The organism is Brevundimonas sp. Root1423, assembly GCF_001426805.1.
This window is the reverse complement of sequence record NZ_LMFL01000023.1, coordinates 527,630-548,084: the sequence shown is the minus strand read 5'-3', so window position 1 is coordinate 548,084 and position 20,455 is coordinate 527,630. Positions and strand designations below refer to the sequence as shown.

The following is a 20,455-nucleotide window of genomic DNA, read 5'->3' as shown; positions in this document are numbered from 1 at the left end:
GTGGCCAGAACGATGCGCATATGGGCCGGGTGGCTCCGCCGTTGATCGAGGAAACGGTCTAGCGGTTCCGGCGGGCGTTGGCGAGATGCCGCGCCCCCTCCCGTTCTTGCTCAAAAGCGTCTAGGACGCGCGCCATGAACGCACACGTCTCGCCGCCGGTCGCCCTCTCCCAGGACTGGGATGCGCTGGATCAGGGCAAGTTCGCCAATGAGACCGCCACGGTGCAGGGCCTTCTGGCCCGCATGCCGCTGGATCAAGCCGAGCGCGCCGCAGTCCTCTCCAGCGCTGTCGGCTTGGTCGAACACGCCCGCGCCAGCGTCAAGAAGCAGGGGGTGGTCGAAAGCTTCCTGCAGGAATTCTCGCTCGGCACCCGCGAAGGTCTGGCCTTGATGTGCCTGGCAGAGGCCCTGCTGCGCACGCCGGACGAGGACACCCGCGACCGTCTGATCGCCGAAAAGATCGGCTCGGCCGACTGGTCGTCCCACCTCGGCCAGTCCGACAGCCTGTTCGTCAACGCCTCGACCTGGGGGCTGATGCTGACAGCGCATCGTCGGCCGCCTGGGCGAACCCGTGATCCGCGAGGCCGTCGCCGCCGCCGTCCGCATCATGGGCGAACAGTTCGTCGTCGGCCGCACCATCGAGGCGGCGCTGAAGCGGGCGAACCGCGAGGGCTGGCTGTGCAGCTTCGACATGCTGGGCGAGGGCGCCCGCACCGCCGCCGACGCCGAGCGGTATGAAAAGATCTACGCCGACGCCATCGAGGCCGTCGGCAAGACCGCAAAGGGGCAGGGCCCCGAGGCCGGCCACGGAGTCTCGGTCAAGCTGTCGGCCCTGTCGCCCCGTTACGAGGCCACGCACGAGGCCCGCGTCTGGGACGAGCTCTATCCTCGCATCCTGCGCCTCGCCCGGATCGCGGCGAAGCACGACATCAACTTCACCATGGACGCGGAAGAGGCCGACCGCCTTGCCCTGTCGCTGAAGCTGCTGGACCGCCTCGCCCGTGAACCCGACCTCGGAGACTGGACCGGCCTCGGCCTCGCCGTTCAGGCCTATCAGAAGCGCTGCCCCGAGGTGATCCGCCGCGTCGCCGAACTGGCGAAGACCTCGGGTCGCCGCCTGATGGTCCGTCTGGTCAAGGGCGCCTACTGGGACACCGAGATCAAGCGCGCCCAAGTCTTCGGCCGCACCGACTATCCGGTCTTCACCACGCGCGAAGCTGATGATCGAGGCCGCGCCCCACATTTACAGCCAGTTCGCCACGCACAACGCCCACTCCCTCGCCGCCGTCCACAAGATGGCTTCCGAGCGGAAGGTGAAGATCGAATTCCAGCGCCTGCACGGCATGGGCGAGGCCCTGTACGACGCCGCCCGCGACGCCTTCGGCCCCGTCACGGTCCGCGCCTACGCCCCCGTTGGCGGGCATGAGGACCTGCTGCCCTATCTGGTGCGCCGCCTGCTCGAGAACGGGGCCAACTCCTCCTTCGTCCACGCCCTGCTGGACGAGCGAGTGCCGGCCTCGGCCGTCGCCGCCGACCCCATCTCCGCCGTCGAGGCGCACCCCGACCGCCACGCGAAAATTCCGACCCCGAAGGACATGTACATGGACCGCCAGAACTCGCTCGGCCGCGACTATTCGCAAGCCGCCGACCGCGACCGGCACACCGCCGCCCTCGAAAAGGTCGACGCCGAAAAACTGACCTCGGGCCCGATCATCGGCGGCAAGCTGAAGGCGGGAACCAACCCGCAGGCCGTGACCAATCCCTTCGACACGACCCAGATCCTTGGCCATGTCTCCGAGGCCTCGTCGGCCGACATCGACGCTGCCGCTGATGCCGCCGCCAAGGCCCAGGTCGCCTGGGATCGCAAGGGCGGCGCGGGCCGCGCCCCCGTCCTGCGCGCCATGGCCGACGCGCTTGAGGCCGACATGGATCGTCTGGTCGCCCTGCTGTCGCGCGAAGCNGTCTGGCCACGGCGCGTCGGGCGGCCAGGGCCGGGGCCTGCCAAGGCCCAGGTCGCCTGGGATCGCAAGGGCGGCGCGGGCCGCGCCCCCGTCCTGCGCGCCATGGCCGACGCGCTTGAGGCCGACATGGATCGTCTGGTCGCCCTGCTGTCGCGCGAAGCCGGCAAGACCCTGAACGACGCCGTCGCCGAGATCCGCGAGGCCGCCGACTTCTGCCGCTACTACGCCATGCTGGCCGAACGCGACTTCGGCGGCCGCACCGAGCTGAAGGGCCCGGTCGGCGAGATCAACCAGCTGGTCCTGCACGGCCGCGGCGTCTTCGCCTGCATCAGCCCGTGGAACTTCCCCCTGGCCATCTTCACCGGCCAGATCGTCGCCGCCCTGGCCGCCGGCAACGCNCAGCTGGTCCTGCACGGCCGCGGCGTCTTCGCCTGCATCAGCCCGTGGAACTTCCCCCTGGCCATCTTCACCGGCCAGATCGTCGCCGCCCTGGCCGCCGGCAACGCGGTGCTGGCCAAGCCCGCCGAACAGACGCCCCTGATCGCCGCCGAGGCCGTGCGCCTGTACTACAGGGCCGGCCTCGACCCGAACCTGCTGGCCCTCGTCCCGGGACGCGGCGAAACCGTCGGCGCAGCCCTCGTCTCGCATCCCGGCATCGACGGCGTCGCCTTCACTGGCGGCACCGACACGGCGACCATGATCAACAAGGCGCTGGCCGCCCGCCCGGGCGCCATCATCCCCTTCATCGCCGAGACCGGCGGCCTGAATGGCATGTTCGTCGACACCACGGCGCTGAAGGAACAGGTCATTGACGACGTCATCCTGTCGGCCTTCGGCTCTTCGGGCCAGCGCTGCTCGGCCCTGCGCCTGATCTACGTTCCGCATGACGCGGCCGACGCCCTGATCGAGGGCCTCAAGGGCGCGCTCGCCGCCCAGGTTGTGGGCGACCCCTCTGACCCCGCCACCGACATCGGCCCCGTCATCGACGCGGATGCGAAGGGCATGCTCGACGCCCACCTGAAGCGGCTCGGCGGAGACGCGAAGATCGTCGCCCGCGCCGAACTGCCGGCCGGCTCGGACAAGGGCCATCTGTTCGCCCCGACCATCGCCGAGATCCCGACCCCGGACTATCTGGAGCGCGAGGTCTTCGGCCCCATCCTGCACGTCTGCCGCTACGAGCCGTCGAAGCTGAAGGAGACGGCGACGAAACTGGCCCAGCGCGGCTACGGCCTGACCCTCGGAGTCCACAGCCGCATCGAGGCGTTCGCCGAGGAGGTCACCCGGCTGGTCCCGGCCGGCAACGTCTACATCAACCGGTCGATCATCGGCGCGGTGGTCGGGGTCCAGCCCTTCGGCGGCGAGGGCCTGTCGGGCACCGGCCCCAAGGCCGGCGGTCCCTACAGCCTGATCCGCTACGCGTCCGAAAAGGCCATCAGCAACAACATCTCCGCCCAGGGCGGCGACCCGGCGCTGCTGAACCTCTAGGCGGGAACCTCGATCAGGCCATAGGCCGGGTCGAAGCCGTCCGGCCTTTCGAGACGCAGGGTGTAGCGCCCGGGGCGTAGCGACAGGGTCGCCTGCCGCTGACCCTCGGCCAGCAGGTGCTGATCGGCTGGGACGCCCGCGGGCCCTTCGTTGGACCACAGCGCCTGCAACAGGGCGGGGCCCTCCGTTTCCGGGATGTCCACATCGATCAACCGGCGGTCGGCGTCGGCCGCCAGCCACCCAGGCCGGCCACGCACGAGGTCCAGGCGAGGGTGGAAGACCGACAGGTCCATCTGCCCTTCGTACATCGGCATGCCGACGACCGATCCGTCGGCGCGTCGCACGATCACCGGCTCGGTCGGCGCGAACGCCGCCAGCACGGCCGCGACGTGGGCCTCGTCGTCCTCCGGCCGCAGGTCGGGGGTGTTGGAGGCCTGTTCGATGGTCAACGGGTCGATGCCCGTCTTGCGCTTGAGTCGCGACGCGAACCACTCCCCGTGATCGGTCGGCGACTCCATCGCGTGGCTGTAGCCACAGTAGACGAGGATCCGGGCGCCGGGATTCCGCGCCAGGACGTTGGCGATCAGGTTTTCCGCCTGCGCCTCTTCGCGGTCGGCCATCTGACGGTCCATATCGGAGCCCGCGGGCGCGCGCTGGTCCGGGCGGAATTCGTAGTCGACCAGCCTGTAGCCGAGGCGCGCGCCCTCCCGCGCCGTCTCTGCGAAAACCGGGTCCTGGGTGTAGTATCCGTAGGCGTGCAGGAACGGCTCGCCGACCCCGTAGTCGGCGATCATGGGCGCCGGCTCGGGCTGGCGCGACATGAAGGCCTCGGCCGCGAACCATTCGAACCCGAGAGGCCGCAATCGTCGCAACACTTGGGTCGCGAAAGCGCGATGCCGTGAATGATTGTGCGCCTCATTCAGGATGACGATCTGCCGATCGATCGCGGCCTCGGCGATCGCGTCCAGGGCATTGACCACGGTCGCACCCGCCAGGTCGGGTGATCGGGCGTCCGGTCTGCGGGGCTGGGCCACGACGCCCAGCGCCGTCGCCTCGTCGCCAAGGAGGGATGCATACTGGCTGAGCTGCCACCGCGCCGCGTCCTCGCCCGCCGCCGTCTTCGCCTGCAGGTCGAGGTACTGGGGCAGATAGCGGCCTTCCAGCCGCAGTCGCTGGACCAGACTGACCGGCGACTGGGCCCGTATCGGCGACGTCGTCGCCGTCGCCAGCCCCAGCGAGCCGGCCGCCAGTCCGAAACTACGACGCGTCCACATATCCGAACCCTCCCCGATCAACGCAGATCATGCGTTGAATCGGGCCGGACGATGGCGCCGGAGGTTGAGCTTAGTGGAAGATGCCCACGGCCGCCTCGATCCAGATCAAGGCGACGATGGCGATGACGAACAGCGAGAAGCCGATCCGGATGACCGGATTGCGCACACGCCAGGCGACCAGCTCGATCACGGCCCCGCCGCCGATCAGGAGCACGCCGGCGAAGACGAAGTCGGTGATGGTCCAGTTCACTTCGCTGGTGAACTGCATGGCGAGCAGGGGCGCCGTCATGACCAAGGCCACCGCCCCCCAGCCGAGCATGCGCAGGGCCTTCCAGAGCTGGTCCAGATCCTCGTTCGTCACGTTCATGTCGCCTCTCCTCGGTTTCGACGGTCGGACGATGCGACAGCCGCCGACTGGGCGGCATGAGCGAATTATGAGCAGTTGCTGAAAAGCGGTCGGGAGGCTGCGTTCCGGTCAGGCGCGGAGCAAACGCTGCGCCGCCACGACGACCTCCGGCACCGACAGTTCCTCCATCTGGCAGCGGTCCTTGCTGACCGTCTTCGAGGTCTTCCCGAAGGCGAAGGTCACGCCTGCAGGGCGTACCGCCGCCGTCCGCGCGCCCCATGGACCGTACAGCCGTTCGTCGGTCGGGCCGAACAGACCGAGCGTAGGCGCGCCAGACGCCGCGGCCAGATGCATCATCCCGGAATCGTTGCCGATGAACAGCCGGGCGCGACCCATCACGGCGGAGGTCGTGACCAGATCGGCGCCCGTCATATCCAGCACGTCCGCTTCGGGAAGACGCGCGCCGATCTCCTCGGCCGCCGCCTTGTCCATCGGTCCGCCGGTCACCACGATCAGGGCGCCGTCCATCCTGCCGCCTGGCGTGACCAGATACCGGGCAGCCTCCGCGAACCGGGCGGCCGGCCAGGTCTTGCCGATCCGGCTGGCTCCAGGACCGAGCACGAGGAGCGAGCCGCCGGCCGCTCCAACGCGCGGCGGGACGTCAGCCGCCGCCGCCGCTGTCATCCAGATGACCGGCGGCAAGGGCGGATAGCCGGGCCCGAGAATGGACGCGGCCTCGACGACCTTGTGTTCCGGCATGGCCGCCGTCGCTCGCCGCGGCTGCGACAGGGGGCCTTTCAGGAAGCGTGAAAAGACCGTGCTGCGGAAATCGTACACCGCCTCCCACCGCCGGCCTCCCAGACGCCGGAACAGGTCGAACCAGTGACCGCCCCTCCGCTGCTTGATCAGCGGGATGACCTCGGCCAGCCCCGGCAGGGCGGCGAACAACAGGCGCGTGGCGGGCGAGCAGACCACTGTGAACCGCGCCTCCGGGTGACGCCGGGTGATCTCCCCGATGACGCCGGTGGTCAGGATGACGTCGCCGATCATGCTGTTCGCGATGATGAGCACGTCAGCCATACGACTTCTCCTCGACGACGGCCGATCCGGTCAGGAGATTGATTTCGCGTTTGATGGCCGCGCGCCGGTCGTTCTCCAGGTAGACGCGCCGCGCCAGCTGGATGAAGGCCTCGTCGAACCGGCGCAGCCGCTCATGCGCCCGCTTGGCGTCCTCGACCTCCCACAGCCCGGCGTTGACGGCCTGCAGATCGGCGATCAGGCGGTTCAGTTCCTGAGATTGGGCCACGCGTTCGGCCACCACCTCAAGCAGCCCCAGCTCCTCGGCGACGTTCGCCCGTTTCCCGGGATCGGTGAGGCGTTCGGCCTTGATCCTCAGGATGGTGATCTTGTCGAACAGCTCGCCGACGGCGGCCGGAATGTTCACAAGCACGAAAGCGCCTCATCAAAAGTGATGAGCTCAGTCTACGGACTGACGCCGCTCGGCGCGGCCCGGCCTTGTCGCGGGAAAGCAGGGACTTCGTCGCAGAACGGGGCGTTCGGACCCTAAAGCCCGTGCGTCGTCAGCCTTTCGGCCATCCGCCCGCGCGGCTCAGAGCGCTCGGTGCGGGCCCGCCGATCCGCTCGCCGATCCAGCGGGCGGTGCTGATCAGGGCGTCGAGATCGTAGCCCGTCGCGAAGCCGGCGCGCTCCAGCATGTAGACGAGGTCCTCGGTGGCGATATTGCCTGTGGCTCCGGGCGCGAAGGGGCAGCCGCCGATGCCGCCGACCGAGGCGTCCAGCACGTCGACTCCGGCCTCGACTCCGGCGAAGGCGTTGGCGAGACCGGTATTGCGGGTGTCATGGAAATGCAGACGCAGGGTCGCGTCGGGCGCGGCCTTCCGGGCGGCCTTGACCTTCCGGGTCACACTCCACGGATCGCCGACGCCGATCGTGTCGGCCAAGGCGATTTCCGCCACGCCCAGCGCCGCGATACGCCCGACCAGATCGGCGACCTGATCCGTCGACACCTCGCCGTCGAACGGACAGCCCCAGACGCAGGACAGGGTGGCGGACAGCGACGGCGCCGCGCCCGGCGTCCCCTCGGCGTTCGCCCGCCCGGCGACGATGTCGGCCAGCATCTGCACCTGCTGATCGACGGTCAGCCCCTGATTCTTCAGCCCGAAGCCGTCGGTCGCCGACATGGCGACATTGACCTCGTCGACTGCCGTTCCCAGCGCCCGGTCGTAGCCCTTGCCGTTCAGGACGAGGCCGATCCGGCTGCGGCCCGCCTCCTTCGGCAGGGCGGCCATGACCTCCTCGGCGCCTGCCATCTGCGGCACGTATTTCGGATGGACGAAGCTGACCGCCTCGATCCGCCGCGCGCCCGCAGCCTCAAGACGCCGCACCAGCTCGGCGCGAACGGATGGCTCGAGCACCGCCTTCTCGTTCTGCAGCCCGTCGCGCGGACCGACCTCGACGATGGTGATGCTGCGGCTCATCGGGCAGGCGCCGCGGCGGGCGTCACGCCCGGCGGGGCGTAGACGGTCAGGCTGACGTCATCCCCCTTGGAATAGTTGTGCCCGTTGACCTCACCCACGGCGCGGCCGGTGACGCCCAGCGCGGCTGCGGCCTCGCGGAAGGCGTCGGCGTCATGCTCCTCGACGATGGCAGGCCTGCCCTCGGCCAAGGCGCGCGCGGCGCCCGCCGCGTCGGTCAGCTCCGTATCCTTGCCGGTCAGGAAGACGAAGCTGGGCTCATGGAAACCGGTGATGGCCACCGGTCCGGCGCGGCCCTGACGCGGATGCAGGTCAGCCCGTTCGAGCACCTTCTCCAGCTGCGGTGCGACGGCCAGCGGCCGCAGCTGGCGCAGGGTGCCGGCGAGGGCGGCGTGGGCCAGCACGCCCAGCGTCAGCGACACCATCAGCGCCGTCACGGCCGCCCGGTGCATCATCAGGAACGCCCCGATCAGGCTGGCCAGAATGGAGAAGACGATGGTCAGGGTCGCCCAGGTCTGGGCGGTCGACTTGCCGTATTCGGTCAGCAAATAGACCATGGCCACGGACAGCAGGCCGCCGACAAACAGCGTCAATCCCACCCCGACATAGCGCGATATCTTCCCGATCGGCCTGGTCGTGGCGGCTGCGGCCAGCAGGGCCAGACCCCCGAATGTCGGCAGGGTGTAGTGGGCCAGCTTGGTCGGCGTCAGTTCGAAGATGATCCAGGCCGGAACCACCCAGCAGACCAGAAACCGGATCGCCGGCTCGGCCCGACGGCGCCAGCCCGTCGAAACGGCAGCGGCGAGCAGCAGCGTCGCCGGGAAGAACAGGATCGGCGCCATCAGCAGATAGGCCCCCGGCGCCACGCCATGGCCCTCGTCGCCGCCCGCCACCTTGGGCGCCAGATCGCCGCCGATGGCTTCGCGCCAGAAGCCGCCGTCGGTGGCGATGGTGATGGCGATGGCCCACGGCCCGACGATCAGGGCCACCAGCGGCAGGCCCCAGCCCCAGCCGAGCCGCTTCAGCCACGACACGTCCCGGTCCCAGAGCGACAACGCCAGTATGGCGGGGGCGATGACCAGCAGGCCGATCGGCCCCTTGATCAGGATGGACAGGCCCAGCCCCAGCCAGAAGGCCAGTTTCCATGGTCTCAGCGGCGCCTCGCCGGCCCTTGCCGCCAGGTAGATCCGCGCCAGCCCGGCCATGGCCAGGGTCACCGCCCCGCACAGCATGGCGTCGGTCTTGGCGATCCCCGCCTCGGTCGAGAGCAGGAAGCTGGCCCCCATGATCGCGCCCGCGAGGAAACCCGCCCTCTGGCCGAACATCGCCGCTCCGGCCCAGGCGCAGGCGGCTGCGGCCAGCATGGCCCCCAGGAGTGACGGGATGCGGTACGGCCCGATGTCCCGGTTCTCTACCTTGGACGTCAGGGACACCGCGACGGCCTGCATCCAGTAGATGCCGACCGGCTTCTTCCAGCGCGGCTCGTCCTGATAGCGGATGTCGACGTAATCGCCGCTCTCGAGCATCTGCGACGTGGCTTGTGCGTAGCGGCTCTCGTCGCGGTCCAGCGGCGGCAGCAGCATCAGCACGGGCAGGCCCGCGAACAGGGCGATCAGCGCGGCCAGCACGGGGCCCCGCCATCCGGCGATGTATCGGTCGAAGTCGGCGCCTGTCATGTTCATCTTCCTAACACGGTGTTTCCGCTCGCGTCAGGCGTGATTGCGTCCTCTCCCGCCTCCCGCCGAAACGGGCTAGAGAACGATGATGAGCCCAGCCATCCCCGACATCTCCGTCGTCGTCCCGGTCCATAACGAAGAGGGGGCCGCCGGCCCGCTGGCGCGCGAGATCGCCGCCGCCTTCGCCGGCCGGTCGTACGAGATGGTCTTCGTCGACGACGCCTCGCGGGACAACACCCTGGCCGAGTTGCGCGGCCTCATGGCCGAACTGCCGGCCCTGCGCGTGCTCGGTCACGGCTCTAACGCGGGCCAGAGCCGAGCCGTGCGCACTGGCGTTTTAGCGGCCCGCGCGCCCATCGTCGTGACCCTGGACGGCGACGGCCAGAATCCGCCGGCCGACGCCCCCAAGCTGGCCGACCTGCTGGCGTCCTCGCCGCCGTCGGTGGCTTTGGTGGGCGGCGTCCGGGCCAAGCGTCAGGATTCAGGGGCCAAGCGTCAGGCCTCGCTGTGGGCCAACCGGATCCGTCGCAGACTGCTCGGCGACGACGCCGACGACACTGGTTGCGGGCTGAAGGCCTTCCGCCGCGACGTCTTCCTGCGTCTGCCCTACTTCGATCACATCCACCGCTATCTGCCGGCCCTGATGATCCGCGAGGGCTACGAAAACCGCTATCTCGACGTCGATCACCGCCACCGCGAGACTGGTCAGTCGAAATACACCAACTGGGGGCGGCTGATGGCGTCGCTGTCCGACCTGCTGGGCGTAATGTGGCTGAAAACCCGCTCACGCCGCCCCGGCGCCGTCAGCGAGTTTTGAGCGCGCATCCGGGCAAGCGTAGCTGAACGGGCCGAACCGGGTTATGCAGGGTTAACAAGCGCGGCCGTTACGCGCCGTCCGACCATGGAGCCTGCCATGCTGATCGCCATCCCGCTGCTTTTCATCCCGGTGTTGATCTATGCCATCGTCATCCTGTCCGGCGCTCTGGGGGCCGGCGGGGTCGCCGCGGCCGAGCAGGCCCTGCGGGATCCGTTGTTCTCGATCCCGATGGTGTCGGGCGCGGGCTGGAACATCGGCGTCGGCGACCTGATCCTGTTCCTGTCGCTGATCCTGCTGTTCTTCGAGCTGCTGAAGTCGACCTCCAGCCAGAAGGTCGCGATCGTCAATCACGCCCTGTCAATGGTCCTCTTCGTGATCTGCCTGGTGGCCTTCCTGCTGATGAAGGGTTTCGCCACCTCGACCTTCTTCCTGATCCTGACCATGGTCATGCTGGACGTCCTGGCCGGCTTCATCGTCACCATCATCTCGGCCCGCAAGGACCTCGACTTCGGCGGCGGCGGGGCCTGACGACGACCGCAGGGTCTAGGAAAACGCCACGAAGATCAGTGCGACGACGGTCACGTCGACGGTGCGGGTGATGAAGGTCAGCATGGCGGCGGTCCCGAACGAGGCTTAAGGACCTCTCGTTCAGCAAGGACCGTGCCGCGGGATCAGATGTCGGTGTCTTCCGCACGGCCCGGCTTCGGCCGCCGCTCATTGGCGCCGGAATGCTCGGTTCCCAGATAGGCCGAGCGGGCCGCATCCAGGACGGGAGGGCCTCCCTTGAGGCCGCGTCTCTGGCCTTCCTGACCGATCATCTGGGCGGCGAAGGCGGCCGCAGACGCGTCGGAATGCGGCGCGGGGGCAGGTCTTGCCGGGGGCTCGGCAGGCCCGGCTTCGAATTCCGTGACCGTCAACGCGCGCGACTGGGCAGCGGCCCGGCGCTCGGCGGCGCGCCGTTCGGCCGAGCGTCGGTCGTCGCGACGTTCGACGGGACCCACGGCGCGGATCTCGTCGCCCATGTCAGCCGCCCTTGCCGGGAGGCCGGGACAGTTTGTCGAGCTGGCTGCGCATTTCATCCATCTGGCGGCGCATGTCCTCCAGCGGATCGGCGGCCGGGGCCGGCTCTGACTTGCTCGCGGCCGAGGCCGCCGCCATCGCGCCGGGCGTCAGGGCGCCGAAGCCGGGCCACATCTTCATGGCGTCGCTGAACATGGCCATGTTGCGCTTGACCTCCATCAGGCCGGCGCCGGGCGCGGCCCCGAAAGCCTTGGAGAACTGGCCGCGGATCTGCTCCTGCTGGCGACTGAAATTGTCCAGCGACATCTCCAGATAGCTGGGCAGCACGCCCTGCATCTGGCCGCCGTAGAAGCCGATCAGCTGGCGGAGGAACTGGACCGGCAGCAGGGCCTCGCCCCGGCTCTCTTCCTCGAAGATGATCTGGGTAAGGATCTGGCGGGTCAGGTCGTCGTTGGTCTTGGCGTCGAAGACCACGAACTCGGTCCCCTCGCGCACCATTTTCGCGAGGTCTTCCAGCGTCACGTATGCCGAGGTCGCCGTGTTGTAGAGGCGGCGGTTGGCGTATTTCTTGATGACGACGGTTTCGCCGGCTCCGGACTTCCTGTCAGCCACGCGCGATCCTCGTTCCTGTTGCAACGCGCCCGCGGCGGCCGGAGCCAGGACGACGCCCACCAGCACCGCCGCCCAGTGCACGGTTGCCCCGGTGACGACGAACCCGTGCCAGATGGCGCGGCGGAACTTCACCTTCGGGCTGATGAAGACGAACACGCCGGCGGTGTAGATCAGTCCGCCCAGCACCAGCAGGCCCAAGGCGATCGGGTGAACGGTTTCCATCATCGGCTTCAGCGCGATGACGGCCAGCCAGCCGAACAGGGCGTAGACCCCGCTCCAGAAGGCGTCGGAAATACGCGGCGCCACCAGCTTGGCCCCGACCCCGGCGATGGCGATGGTCCAGACCAGCAGGGTGAAGCCGATCGACCATGCGCCTTCAAAGCGCTGGGTGGTGAAGGGGGTGTAGCTGCCGGCGATCATGAGGAAGATCGCGGCTTCGTCCATGCGGCGCAGGATGGGCCGTGCGGCGCACGGGCGGGTCTGGTTGTAGATCGTCGAAACGGTCAGCATGGCGATCAGGCACAGGGCGTATGTCGCGGTCGCCGCCACGGCCCCGATGCCGACATAGAGGGCCGCCAGCACCGCCAGCACGATCCCCCCGACCGCAGCCAGGGTCAGGCCCACGACATGCACGATCAGGTCCGCTGTCTTCTCGGCGGACGTGCGGTAGTGCTCCGCCATATCCAGTTCGTCGGGCACGCAGACCTTGACGAACACGTTTTTCAGTCTCGAGAGCATGGCCCCATCAAGCCTTTCTGGCCCGGTTTGTTCCGTCAGAATGGGGTCTGGCCCGTGACCATGCGGTGAACGGCGCCGTCAGACGTGACGAAGGCGTCGGGATGCGGCAGAAACGCCACGATTTGTTTCGGGAGACCTGACGCCCACATGGGTCGTAGAGGTTTCGTTCATGGTCCGGCGCTCCCCCGCGCGGACCCGCTCCAGAGGTTCGTAAATGTCCATCGACGTCGTCATCGTCTCCGCCGCGCGCACGCCGGTCGGCGCCTTCCTCGGCGGTCTGTCCAGCCTGCCGGCGTCGAAGCTGGGCGAGGTCGCCATCCGCGCGGCGCTGGAGCGGGCGGGTGTGGATGCGGCCGATGTCGACGAGGTCATCCTCGGCCACGTGCTTCAGGCCGCGGCCGGGCAGGGCCCGGCCCGTCAGGCGGCCATGGGTGCCGGCATTCCGAAGGAGACGGCGGCCTGGAGTCTGAACCAGATCTGCGGCTCCGGCCTGCGCGCCGTCGCCATCGGCGCCCAGCAGATCGCCCTCGGCGATGCGAAGATCGTCGTCGCCGGCGGTCAGGAGAGCATGAGCCAGGCCCCGCACGCCCAGCACCTGCGCACGGGCCAGAAGATGGGCGACCTGTCGCTGATCGACACCATGATCAAGGACGGCCTGTGGGACGCCTTCAACGGCTACCACATGGGTCAGACGGCCGAGAACATCGCCGAGCAATTCGACATCAGCCGCGCCGATCAGGACGCCTTCGCCGTCGCCAGCCAGCACAAGGCCGAGGCGGCGCAGAAGGCCGGCCGCTTCGACGACGAGATCGCCCCGGTGACCATCGCTTCGAAGAAGGGCGACGTTGTCGTCGACACCGACGAGTTCATCCGCCACGGCGCGACCCTTGAGGCCATGGAGAAGCTGCGCCCGGCCTTCACAAAGGAAGGCTCGGTCACCGCCGCCAACGCCTCGGGCCTCAACGACGGCGCGGCGGCGCTGGTGCTGATGAGCGCCGACGAGGCAAAGGCCCGCGGATTGGAAGTGCTCGCTCGTATCGTCTCTTCGGCCACCGCAGGCGTCGACCCTGCCGTCATGGGCACCGGTCCGATCCCGGCCTCGAAGAAGGCGCTGGAAAAGGCCGGCTGGAGGGTCGCCGATCTCGATCTCGTCGAATCCAATGAAGCCTTCGCCGCACAGAGCCTGTGCGTGCTTCGCGAACTCGGGCTCGACCCGGACAAGGTCAACGTCAACGGCGGAGCCATCGCCATCGGCCACCCGATCGGCGCGTCCGGCGCCCGCATCCTCACGACCCTGCTCTACGAGATGAAGCGGCGCGGGGTCAGCAAGGGTCTGGCGACCCTGTGCATCGGCGGCGGCATGGGCGTCGCCATGTGCGTCCAGCGGGACTGAGACGAATGACCGGCGCGGACAGCACCGAAACCGAAGGTCGCATCGCCATCATCGGCGGCGGCTTTTCGGGCGCGATGCTGGCCGCCCATCTCGCCGAGTGCGGCGTACCCTCGGTGCTGATCGACCGGACGGGCGCCTTCGGGCCGGGGCTGGCCTATTCCACGCCCTTCGAAGGCCATTTGCTGAATGTGCGGGCCAATCGGATGAGCGCGGTTGAGGGACGGCCCGATGATTTTGTCGAATGGCTCAGGGCCAGCGCGGGCTGGCGCGCCGACCCGGACGGCTTCGCGCCCCGACGCTATTTCGGCGAATACCTGCAGCACCGGCTGAACGCCGCCCGGCTGGCGCATCCCGGCCGGATCGAACTGGCCACCGGGGAGGTGGCGGCTGTGGAACCGGATGGGGTCAGGTTGGCGGACGGCCGGCGGATCGCGGCGCGCGCCGTGGTGCTGGCGACGGGGAATCCGGCGCCGAAGATCGCACGCAACGGTTCGCGGCGCATCATCCCGGACCCGTGGGCGGCGGGCGCGCTCGAAAAGATCGGCCTGCACGACGAGGTCATCATCCTCGGCTCCGGCTTGACCATGGTGGACATGGTCCTCTGGCTGGACGCCAACGGCCGCACCGGGCGGATCAGGGTGTTGTCGCGGCGCGGGTTGAAGCCGCGCCCGCACGGCGAACACCACGACGCGCCGACGCCGCCGACCGGCACACTGCTCGAAGGGGCGCCGTCGGCGCAACTGCGCGAGGCCCGACGGCTCGCGGGGGAGACCGGTAGCTGGCGCGGAGTGATGGAGGGGCTTCGGCCGCGGACCACACAGCTCTGGACGGAGGCGGCGCCGAAGACCCGCGCGCGCTGGCTGCGCCATCTGCGGCCCTGGTGGGACGTGCATCGTCACCGGATCCCACCGGAGATCGACGAAGCGATGGCCAACCTTGAGGCCGCGGGCCGCCTCGACGTCTCAGCCGGCCGGGTGAGCGGGATCGATGCGGACACGGACCGCGTCTCCGTCCACTGGCGACCGCGAGACGGCTCGCAGCAGCCGCCCATGAGCGCGGATTGGTTGATCGATTGTACGGGGCCGGGGCATGCGGCGGCGCAAACACCCCTCACCGCCGCCTTGCTCGCCGAGGGGCGGGTGCGGCTCGAACCCCTGGGGCTCGGGCTGGACCTGACCGCCGACGGGCGAGCGATCCGGGCTGACGGCACGCCGGATGATCGCCTGTTCGTTCTGGGGCCGCCGGCGTTCGCGTCCTTCTGGGAGACAACCGCCGTGCCGGACATCCGCAAGCGTATCGAGGATCTGACGAAAGCGCTTGGCGCCTAGCCCGCCGCCTTCACCGCCGCGACCACATCGGCCACCACGGACTTCACCAGCGCGGCGTCGTCGCCCTCGGCCATGACGCGGATCAGTTTTTCTGTGCCCGAAGGCCGAACCAGCAGCCGCCCGACCCCGTCCAGACGGGCCTCCGCGGCGGCCATGGCGACCTTGACCCCCGCGTCCTGCAACGGCTTGCCGGCCGTGAACCGGACGTTCTCGAGCATTTGCGGTACGGGCTCGAACTGCCGGGCCAGATCGCTCATGGCGCGGCCGCTCTCGACCAGAACCGCGAGCACCTGCAGCGCCGACATCAGGCCGTCGCCCGTGGTGGCGTAGTCGTGCAGGATGATGTGGCCGGACTGTTCGCCGCCCATGTTGAACCCGCCCTGGCGCATCCGTTCCATGACATAGCGATCGCCAACCTGCGTCCGCTCCAGCGTCAGGCCGGCGGCGTTCAGGGCGCGCTCCATCCCCAGGTTGGACATGACGGTGGCGACCACGCCGCCGCCGACCAGCAGGCCGCGTCTGGCCCAGTCGAGGGCCACCATGGTCATGATCTGGTCGCCGTCGACGATCTGGCCGTTCTCGTCGCAGATGATGACCCGATCCGCGTCGCCATCCAGCGCGATGCCGATGTGCGCCTTGTGACGCCTGACCGCCTCCGCCAGGGCTTGCGGATGGGTCGATCCGCAGTCGGCGTTGATATTCAGGCCGTTGGGCTCGACGCCGACGGAAAAGACCTCGGCGCCCAGTTCGTACAGCGTTGTCGGCGCCACCTTGTAGCCGGCGCCGTTGGCGCAATCGATCGCGATGCGCAGGCCTTGCAGGCTCAGACCCTTGGGGAAGCTGGCCTTGGCGATCTCGATATAGCGGGCCTGGCTGTCGTCGATCCGCTTGACCCGGCCCAGCTGGTCCGGCGGGGCGAGGCCGGCGTCCAGCGCTTCGTCCATCATGGATTCGATCTTCAGCTCGACCTCGTCCGACAGCTTGTAGCCGTCGGGGCCGAACAGTTTGATGCCGTTGTCGAGATAGGCGTTGTGCGAGGCCGAGATCATCACCCCGATGTCGGCCCGCATCGACCGGGTCATCATGGCCACGCCCGGCGTCGGCAGCGGCCCGAAGGTCAGCACGTCCATGCCGGCGGAGGCGAAGCCCGCGACCAGCGCCGGCTCGATCATATAACCCGACAGCCGGGTGTCCTTGCCGATCACCACAAGGTGCCGTCGGTCATCGGACGACATGAACATCCGCCCCGCCGCCAGCCCGACCCGGAGGGCCACTTCGGGCGTCATGGGATGGGTGTTGGCGCGTCCGCGGATGCCGTCTGTGCCGAAATAGCGTCTCTCGCCCAAGGGTCGTCTTCCTCTCGTCGCGGTCGCAGAAACCTTGCGAAACCGCTTTTTAGGTGCAAATCGGGGCGCCTGTCGCCTACATCGGCGCCAAACAGCCGGGCCCGGCTTAGACCGTTACCCGTCCGCGCGCAAAGCGTGGAAAGGCAGACTTCCGAGGGACTTAATCCATGTGCGGCATCATCGGTGTGACGGGCGTCGGCCCGGCGGTTCCCCGTTTGATCGACAGCCTGAAGCGGCTGGAATACCGGGGCTATGACTCCGCGGGCGTAGCCGCTCTCGTTGACGGACGCATCGAACGGCGGCGCGCCAAAGGAAAGATTCGCGAGCTGGAGGCGGTGCTCGCCGCCGAGCCGCTGAAGGCCACGATCGGCATCGGTCACACACGCTGGGCTACGCATGGCGCGCCCACGACCGCCAACGCCCACCCGCACAAGGCGGGCCGCGTCGTGCTGGTCCACAACGGCATCATCGAGAATTTCGCCGAGCTGAAGGCCGAACTGGCCGCGGACGGTCACGTGTTCGAAAGCCAGACCGACACCGAGGTCGTCGCCCATCTGCTGGACCGTGAACTCGACCGCGCCAATGATCCGCTGGTCGCCTTCAAGACCGTGCTGGACCGGCTGACCGGCGCCTATGCGCTGGCGGTGCTGATCGAGGGTGAGGACGGGCTGATCCTCGGCGCCCGGCGCGGCAGTCCACTGGTGGTCGGCTGGGGCGAGGGCGAGATGTACCTGGGCTCGGACGCCCTGGCGGTCGGACCCTTCACCCAGAAGATCAGCTATCTGGAAGAGGGCGACTATGTCGGCGTCGACCGGAACGGCGCGCGCATGTTCGACGTGGGCGGCAATGCCGTGGAACGGCCGATCGTGCAGGTTTCCGCCTCGTCGGCGCTCGTCGAGAAGGGCGAGTACCGGCACTTCATGGAGAAGGAAATCCATGAGCAGCCCGACAGTGTCCAGCACACCCTGTCGCACTACCTCGACTTCGTGAACGGCAAGACCAAGACGGACTCCGCCGATTTCGCCGCCATCGACCGGATTCAGATCGTCGCCTGCGGGACCGCCTTCTACGCCGGCCAGATTGGCCGCTACGCCTTCGAGAAGCTGGCAAACCTGCCCTGCGACGTCGAGATTGCCTCCGAGTTCCGCTACCGCAATCCGGCCCTCACGCCCGGGACGCTGGCCGTCGCGGTCAGCCAGTCGGGCGAGACCGCCGACACCCTCGCCAGCCTGTCGTGGTGCAAAGCCAAGGGGCTGAAGACTGCCGCTCTGGTCAATGTGCATTCCTCCTCCATGGCGCGCGAGGCTGGGCATCTGTGGCCGACCCACGCAGGCCCCGAGATCGGCGTCGCCTCGACCAAGGCCTTCACCGCCCAGGTCGCGGCCCTGCTGGCCCTCGCTGTCGCGGCCGGCGTCCAACGCGGCCACATCGACGCCGTGCGCGAGGCCGAACTGGTCAAGGCCCTGTTCGAGGCGCCGCGCCTGATCGCCGAGGCCATGGGCATGGAAGACGACCTGAAGGCCGTCGCCCACGACATCGCCAAGGCCACCGACGTCCTGTTCCTGGGGCGGGGCGCCATGTTCCCGCTGGCCATGGAAGGCGCGCTGAAGCTGAAGGAGATCAGCTACATCCACGCCGAGGGCTATGCCGCCGGCGAGCTGAAGCACGGGCCGATCGCCCTGGTCGACGAACTGACCCCGATCGTGGCCCTCGCCCCGCTGGACGAGGTGTTCGAGAAGACCGCCTCCAACCTCCAGGAAGTCGCCGCGCGGGGCGGACCGGTGATCATGATCGCGCCGAAGTCCGCGCCCGATCCGCACGGCGCCGGCATTCGCCGTGTCGACGCACCGGAGTGCCACTCCCTGATCGCGCCCCTGATCTACGCCATTCCGGTGCAGTTGCTGGCCTATTACACGGCCGTCCAGAAGGGCACGGACGTGGACCAGCCGCGTAATCTGGCCAAGTCCGTCACCGTCGAGTGATCGCTTCCGGCCGCGAATGCGTTAGGCTGCCCGACCTCGCCTTTCAGGATTCCGCATGACTGCCCACAGCCGCCGCCTGCGCAAGGCCGTTCTCCCCGTCGCCGGTCTGGGAACCCGGGTCCTGCCCGGAACCAAGACCACGCCCAAGGAACTGCTGAACGTCGTCGACCGGCCAATCCTGAGTTACATCGTGGAAGAGGCGCGCGAGGCCGGGATCGAGCACATCGTCTTCGTCACCGGGCGGTCCAAGGGCGCGATCGAGGACTATTTCGATCACCAGATCGAACTCGAGGCCCAGCTTCTGGCCAAGGGCAAGACCGACATCCTGGACATGATGAACGCCGAACTGGCCAGCGCCGGCGAGATGAGCTTCACGCGTCAGATGCAGCCGCTGGGTCTGGGTCATGCGGTCTGGTGCGCGCGGGACATCATCGGGGACGAGCCGTTCGCCGTGCTGCTGCCCGATGTGATCGTGGATTCCCAGCCCGGCGCCCTAAAACAGCTGGCTGACGTCTATGCCGAGGTTGGGGGCAACGTCATTGGCGTCGAGGCGGTGCCCGAGACCGAGACGCACAAATACGGGATCGTCGACCCCGAAAACCGGGACGGCCGCCACATCCGCATGAAGGGGATGGTCGAAAAGCCTCCCCGCGGCGAGGCGCCCTCCAACCTTTCGATCTCGGGCCGCTATATCCTGCAGCCGGAAATCTTCGGCATCCTGGAAAACCAGCCCCGCGGCGCCGGCGGCGAGATCCAGCTGACCGACGGCATGGCGCGGCTGATGAAGGACCAGGCGTTCACCGCCGTCGAATACGACGGCGTCACCCACGACTGCGGCGACAAGATCGGCCTGCTGCGCGCCAATGTCGCCCTGGCGCTGAAACGGCCGGACCTCGGCGAGGCCGCCCGCGCAGCAATCGCCGCGCTTCTCTAGCGAGGCTGGTCGCCTCTCGGCAAACGCGACGCTCCGCCGGTGATCTTGCAGACGTTCTCCGTCTGGGGCCGACCGGTCTGGTATCGGGTCGGCGACAGGACGCCGCCCTGTGCGGCGCAAGTTTCCGACAGACGCCTCATTTCAGTGTCGTAGTTGCTAGGACCCGTCGTGGGCGCGCAGCCAGAGACGGCGAACAGAAGCAGGGCGGGCGTGAGGATCAGGATGCGCATGGGAAACCTCCTTGCGATGCATCCTGATTAAGCGCTCAACCACGCATCCGTTCAATCGCTTCGATCAGGCGGGAGAGGTCGGTCGGGCTGGACAGCCGGTGATCGCCGCCCTCGACCAGGTCCAGCCGGACGTCGCCGCCCGTGAGACGCTCAACCAGACGGATCGCGTGCGTCCACGGCACCACGTCGTCCGCACGCCCCTGAAGGATATGGACCGGCGCACCGACCGGAATCGCGGCGTCCAGCACCAGCCAGTCACGCGCCTCCTCGAACATCCGGCGCGTCAGGACGTATTCGCCCAGCCCCTCCTCGACGATGAGCGTCTCGCCCTCGCGGAGGATCGCCTGACGCTCGTGGTCAGCCAGGCCGGGCCACATCAGCCGCTCGGTGAAATCCTGCGCCGGGTTGACCAGCACCAGCCCCGCCATCCGCTCGGGCCGCGTCAAGGTGAGCAGCAGCGCGACCCACCCACCCATCGATGATCCCACCGGAATCACTGGACCTTCGAGGCTGTCGATCAGGGCGATGGCGTCCTCGCGCCAGCGGCCGATGGTCGCCTGCCGCCAGTCTCCGCTCGACCGGCCGTGGGCGAAATGATCGTAGCGGACGTAGTTCCAGCCCCGCCCCCGCGCCGCCGCGTCCAGCGCCAGGGCCTTGGTTCCTTCCATGTCCGAGCGGAAGCCGCCAACCCAGACCACCGTCGGGCCGTCCCCCTCGATCCGCCGGAAGGCGAGGCTCTCGCCGTCCGGGCGTTGCAGCCGCTGAATGCCGTCGCTCATGACCCGCCTCTCGCGAAAACCGTCGCGGACTGATAGCGAA

18 protein-coding genes and 3 pseudogenes are annotated in these 20,455 nt (G+C 68.6%); 9 read left to right on the top strand and 12 right to left on the bottom strand.

Features of this window, described 5'->3' with window-relative positions:
* Positions 1-134: 134 nt before the first annotated feature.
* The 3 genes and pseudogenes from ASD25_RS32050 to ASD25_RS29515 form a co-directional block, all read left to right on the top strand.
* Positions 135-1,959, top strand: a pseudogene (locus ASD25_RS32050) (proline dehydrogenase family protein); the annotation flags it as partial.
* A 1-nt stretch (position 1,960) separates the two neighbouring features.
* Positions 1,961-2,358: pseudogene (locus tag ASD25_RS32045) on the top strand (aldehyde dehydrogenase family protein); the annotation flags it as partial.
* A gap of 1 nt (position 2,359) precedes the next feature.
* Positions 2,360-3,445 (top strand): aldehyde dehydrogenase family protein (locus ASD25_RS29515; RefSeq protein WP_156389361.1); only part of this gene is annotated, 1,086 nt, incomplete at its 5' end.
* Here ASD25_RS29515 and ASD25_RS16000 read toward each other — a convergent pair.
* From ASD25_RS16000 to ASD25_RS15975, 6 genes are all read right to left on the bottom strand, one after another.
* Complete coding sequence (locus ASD25_RS16000) at positions 3,442-4,719, bottom strand: hypothetical protein (RefSeq protein WP_056618767.1); 1,278 nt, start codon at positions 4,717-4,719, stop codon at positions 3,442-3,444. The two genes, ASD25_RS29515 and ASD25_RS16000, sit on opposite strands and share 4 nt — an antisense overlap.
* Positions 4,720-4,789: 70 nt before the next feature.
* Positions 4,790-5,086 (bottom strand): hypothetical protein, encoded by a 297-nt coding sequence (locus ASD25_RS15995; protein WP_200943639.1) that lies wholly within the window; start codon positions 5,084-5,086, stop codon positions 4,790-4,792.
* A 108-nt stretch (positions 5,087-5,194) separates the two neighbouring features.
* On the bottom strand, positions 5,195-6,145 hold the full coding sequence (locus ASD25_RS15990) for a glycosyltransferase family 9 protein (protein ID WP_056618764.1): 951 nt from the start codon (positions 6,143-6,145) through the stop codon (positions 5,195-5,197).
* Entirely contained in the window at positions 6,138-6,515 is a 378-nt protein-coding gene (locus tag ASD25_RS15985) for a DUF6165 family protein (RefSeq protein ID WP_056618761.1), read from the bottom strand. The genes ASD25_RS15990 and ASD25_RS15985 overlap by 8 nt, the downstream gene beginning before the upstream one ends.
* A gap of 130 nt (positions 6,516-6,645) precedes the next feature.
* Positions 6,646-7,563: a hydroxymethylglutaryl-CoA lyase gene (locus tag ASD25_RS15980; protein ID WP_056618758.1), complete on the bottom strand. Its 918-nt coding sequence runs from the start codon at positions 7,561-7,563 to the stop codon at positions 6,646-6,648.
* Positions 7,560-9,236 (bottom strand): glycosyltransferase family 39 protein, encoded by a 1,677-nt coding sequence (locus ASD25_RS15975; RefSeq protein ID WP_056619224.1) that lies wholly within the window; start codon positions 9,234-9,236, stop codon positions 7,560-7,562. Before ASD25_RS15975 ends, ASD25_RS15980 begins: the two co-directional genes overlap by 4 nt.
* Positions 9,237-9,321: 85 nt before the next feature.
* On the opposite strand from ASD25_RS15975, the gene ASD25_RS15970 reads away from it, so the two are divergent.
* Both ASD25_RS15970 and ASD25_RS15965 read left to right on the top strand, forming a co-directional pair.
* Entirely contained in the window at positions 9,322-10,053 is a 732-nt protein-coding gene (locus ASD25_RS15970; protein ID WP_056618755.1) for a glycosyltransferase family 2 protein, read from the top strand.
* Between the two features lie 96 nt (positions 10,054-10,149).
* Positions 10,150-10,581, top strand: a complete 432-nt coding sequence (locus ASD25_RS15965) for a hypothetical protein (protein ID WP_082572459.1) — start codon at positions 10,150-10,152, stop codon at positions 10,579-10,581.
* Between the two features lie 143 nt (positions 10,582-10,724).
* Here the strand turns inward: ASD25_RS15965 and ASD25_RS15960 are convergent, their stop codons facing one another.
* The 3 genes and pseudogenes from ASD25_RS15960 to ASD25_RS15950 all read right to left on the bottom strand — a co-directional run.
* Entirely contained in the window at positions 10,725-11,075 is a 351-nt protein-coding gene (locus ASD25_RS15960) for a hypothetical protein (protein WP_056618749.1), read from the bottom strand.
* 1 nt (position 11,076) lies between these two features.
* The gene (phaR, locus tag ASD25_RS15955; RefSeq protein WP_082572500.1) at positions 11,077-11,685 is read right to left on the bottom strand and encodes a polyhydroxyalkanoate synthesis repressor PhaR; all 609 of its coding nucleotides are present in this window, start codon (positions 11,683-11,685) and stop codon (positions 11,077-11,079) included.
* A 36-nt stretch (positions 11,686-11,721) separates the two neighbouring features.
* A pseudogene (locus tag ASD25_RS15950) lies at positions 11,722-12,423 on the bottom strand (hemolysin III family protein); the annotation flags it as partial.
* A 214-nt stretch (positions 12,424-12,637) separates the two neighbouring features.
* Here ASD25_RS15950 and ASD25_RS15945 point away from each other — a divergent pair.
* Both ASD25_RS15945 and ASD25_RS15940 read left to right on the top strand, forming a co-directional pair.
* Positions 12,638-13,816, top strand: a complete 1,179-nt coding sequence (locus ASD25_RS15945) for an acetyl-CoA C-acetyltransferase (RefSeq protein ID WP_056618746.1) — start codon at positions 12,638-12,640, stop codon at positions 13,814-13,816.
* Positions 13,817-13,821: 5 nt separating this feature from the next.
* The gene (locus ASD25_RS15940) at positions 13,822-15,144 is read left to right on the top strand and encodes an FAD/NAD(P)-binding protein (RefSeq protein WP_056618743.1); all 1,323 of its coding nucleotides are present in this window, start codon (positions 13,822-13,824) and stop codon (positions 15,142-15,144) included.
* Here ASD25_RS15940 and glmM read toward each other — a convergent pair.
* Positions 15,141-16,490 carry a phosphoglucosamine mutase gene (glmM, locus tag ASD25_RS15935; RefSeq protein WP_056618740.1) on the bottom strand — a complete coding sequence of 450 codons (1,350 nt, stop codon included), beginning with the start codon at positions 16,488-16,490 and terminating at the stop codon, positions 15,141-15,143. The genes ASD25_RS15940 and glmM overlap by 4 nt on opposite strands.
* A 167-nt stretch (positions 16,491-16,657) precedes the next feature.
* Between glmM and glmS the strand changes: the two genes are divergently transcribed.
* Positions 16,658-18,472 (top strand): glutamine--fructose-6-phosphate transaminase (isomerizing), encoded by a 1,815-nt coding sequence (glmS, locus tag ASD25_RS15930; protein ID WP_056618737.1) that lies wholly within the window; start codon positions 16,658-16,660, stop codon positions 18,470-18,472.
* 55 nt (positions 18,473-18,527) lie between these two features.
* Entirely contained in the window at positions 18,528-19,406 is an 879-nt protein-coding gene (gene galU, locus ASD25_RS15925) for a UTP--glucose-1-phosphate uridylyltransferase GalU (RefSeq protein WP_056618734.1), read from the top strand.
* Here the strand turns inward: galU and ASD25_RS15920 are convergent.
* Positions 19,403-19,636, bottom strand: coding sequence for a hypothetical protein (locus ASD25_RS15920; RefSeq protein ID WP_056618731.1), 234 nt, complete (start codon positions 19,634-19,636; stop codon positions 19,403-19,405). The two genes, galU and ASD25_RS15920, sit on opposite strands and share 4 nt — an antisense overlap.
* A 35-nt stretch (positions 19,637-19,671) precedes the next feature.
* Positions 19,672-20,415: an alpha/beta fold hydrolase gene (locus ASD25_RS15915; RefSeq protein WP_056618727.1), complete on the bottom strand. Its 744-nt coding sequence runs from the start codon at positions 20,413-20,415 to the stop codon at positions 19,672-19,674.
* Between the last annotated feature and the right edge of the window lie 40 nt (positions 20,416-20,455).

What these genes read in the sequence shown, in the direction of transcription:
- ASD25_RS16000 (WP_056618767.1), bottom strand. Translation starts at nt 4,719, where the DNA reads ATGTGGACGCGTCGTAGTTTCGGACTGGCGGCCGGCTCGCTGGGGCTG.
- ASD25_RS15995 (WP_200943639.1), bottom strand. Translation starts at nt 5,086, where the DNA reads ATGAACGTGACGAACGAGGATCTGGACCAGCTCTGGAAGGCCCTGCGC.
- ASD25_RS15990 (WP_056618764.1), bottom strand. Translation starts at nt 6,145, where the DNA reads ATGGCTGACGTGCTCATCATCGCGAACAGCATGATCGGCGACGTCATC.
- ASD25_RS15980 (WP_056618758.1), bottom strand. Translation starts at nt 7,563, where the DNA reads ATGAGCCGCAGCATCACCATCGTCGAGGTCGGTCCGCGCGACGGGCTG.
- ASD25_RS15975 (WP_056619224.1), bottom strand. Translation starts at nt 9,236, where the DNA reads ATGACAGGCGCCGACTTCGACCGATACATCGCCGGATGGCGGGGCCCC.
- ASD25_RS15970 (WP_056618755.1), top strand. Translation starts at nt 9,322, where the DNA reads ATGATGAGCCCAGCCATCCCCGACATCTCCGTCGTCGTCCCGGTCCAT.
- ASD25_RS15965 (WP_082572459.1), top strand. Translation starts at nt 10,150, where the DNA reads ATGCTGATCGCCATCCCGCTGCTTTTCATCCCGGTGTTGATCTATGCC.
- ASD25_RS15960 (WP_056618749.1), bottom strand. Translation starts at nt 11,075, where the DNA reads ATGGGCGACGAGATCCGCGCCGTGGGTCCCGTCGAACGTCGCGACGAC.
- ASD25_RS15945 (WP_056618746.1), top strand. Translation starts at nt 12,638, where the DNA reads ATGTCCATCGACGTCGTCATCGTCTCCGCCGCGCGCACGCCGGTCGGC.
- ASD25_RS15940 (WP_056618743.1), top strand. Translation starts at nt 13,822, where the DNA reads ATGACCGGCGCGGACAGCACCGAAACCGAAGGTCGCATCGCCATCATC.
- glmS (WP_056618737.1), top strand. Translation starts at nt 16,658, where the DNA reads ATGTGCGGCATCATCGGTGTGACGGGCGTCGGCCCGGCGGTTCCCCGT.
- galU (WP_056618734.1), top strand. Translation starts at nt 18,528, where the DNA reads ATGACTGCCCACAGCCGCCGCCTGCGCAAGGCCGTTCTCCCCGTCGCC.
- ASD25_RS15920 (WP_056618731.1), bottom strand. Translation starts at nt 19,636, where the DNA reads ATGCGCATCCTGATCCTCACGCCCGCCCTGCTTCTGTTCGCCGTCTCT.
- ASD25_RS15915 (WP_056618727.1), bottom strand. Translation starts at nt 20,415, where the DNA reads ATGAGCGACGGCATTCAGCGGCTGCAACGCCCGGACGGCGAGAGCCTC.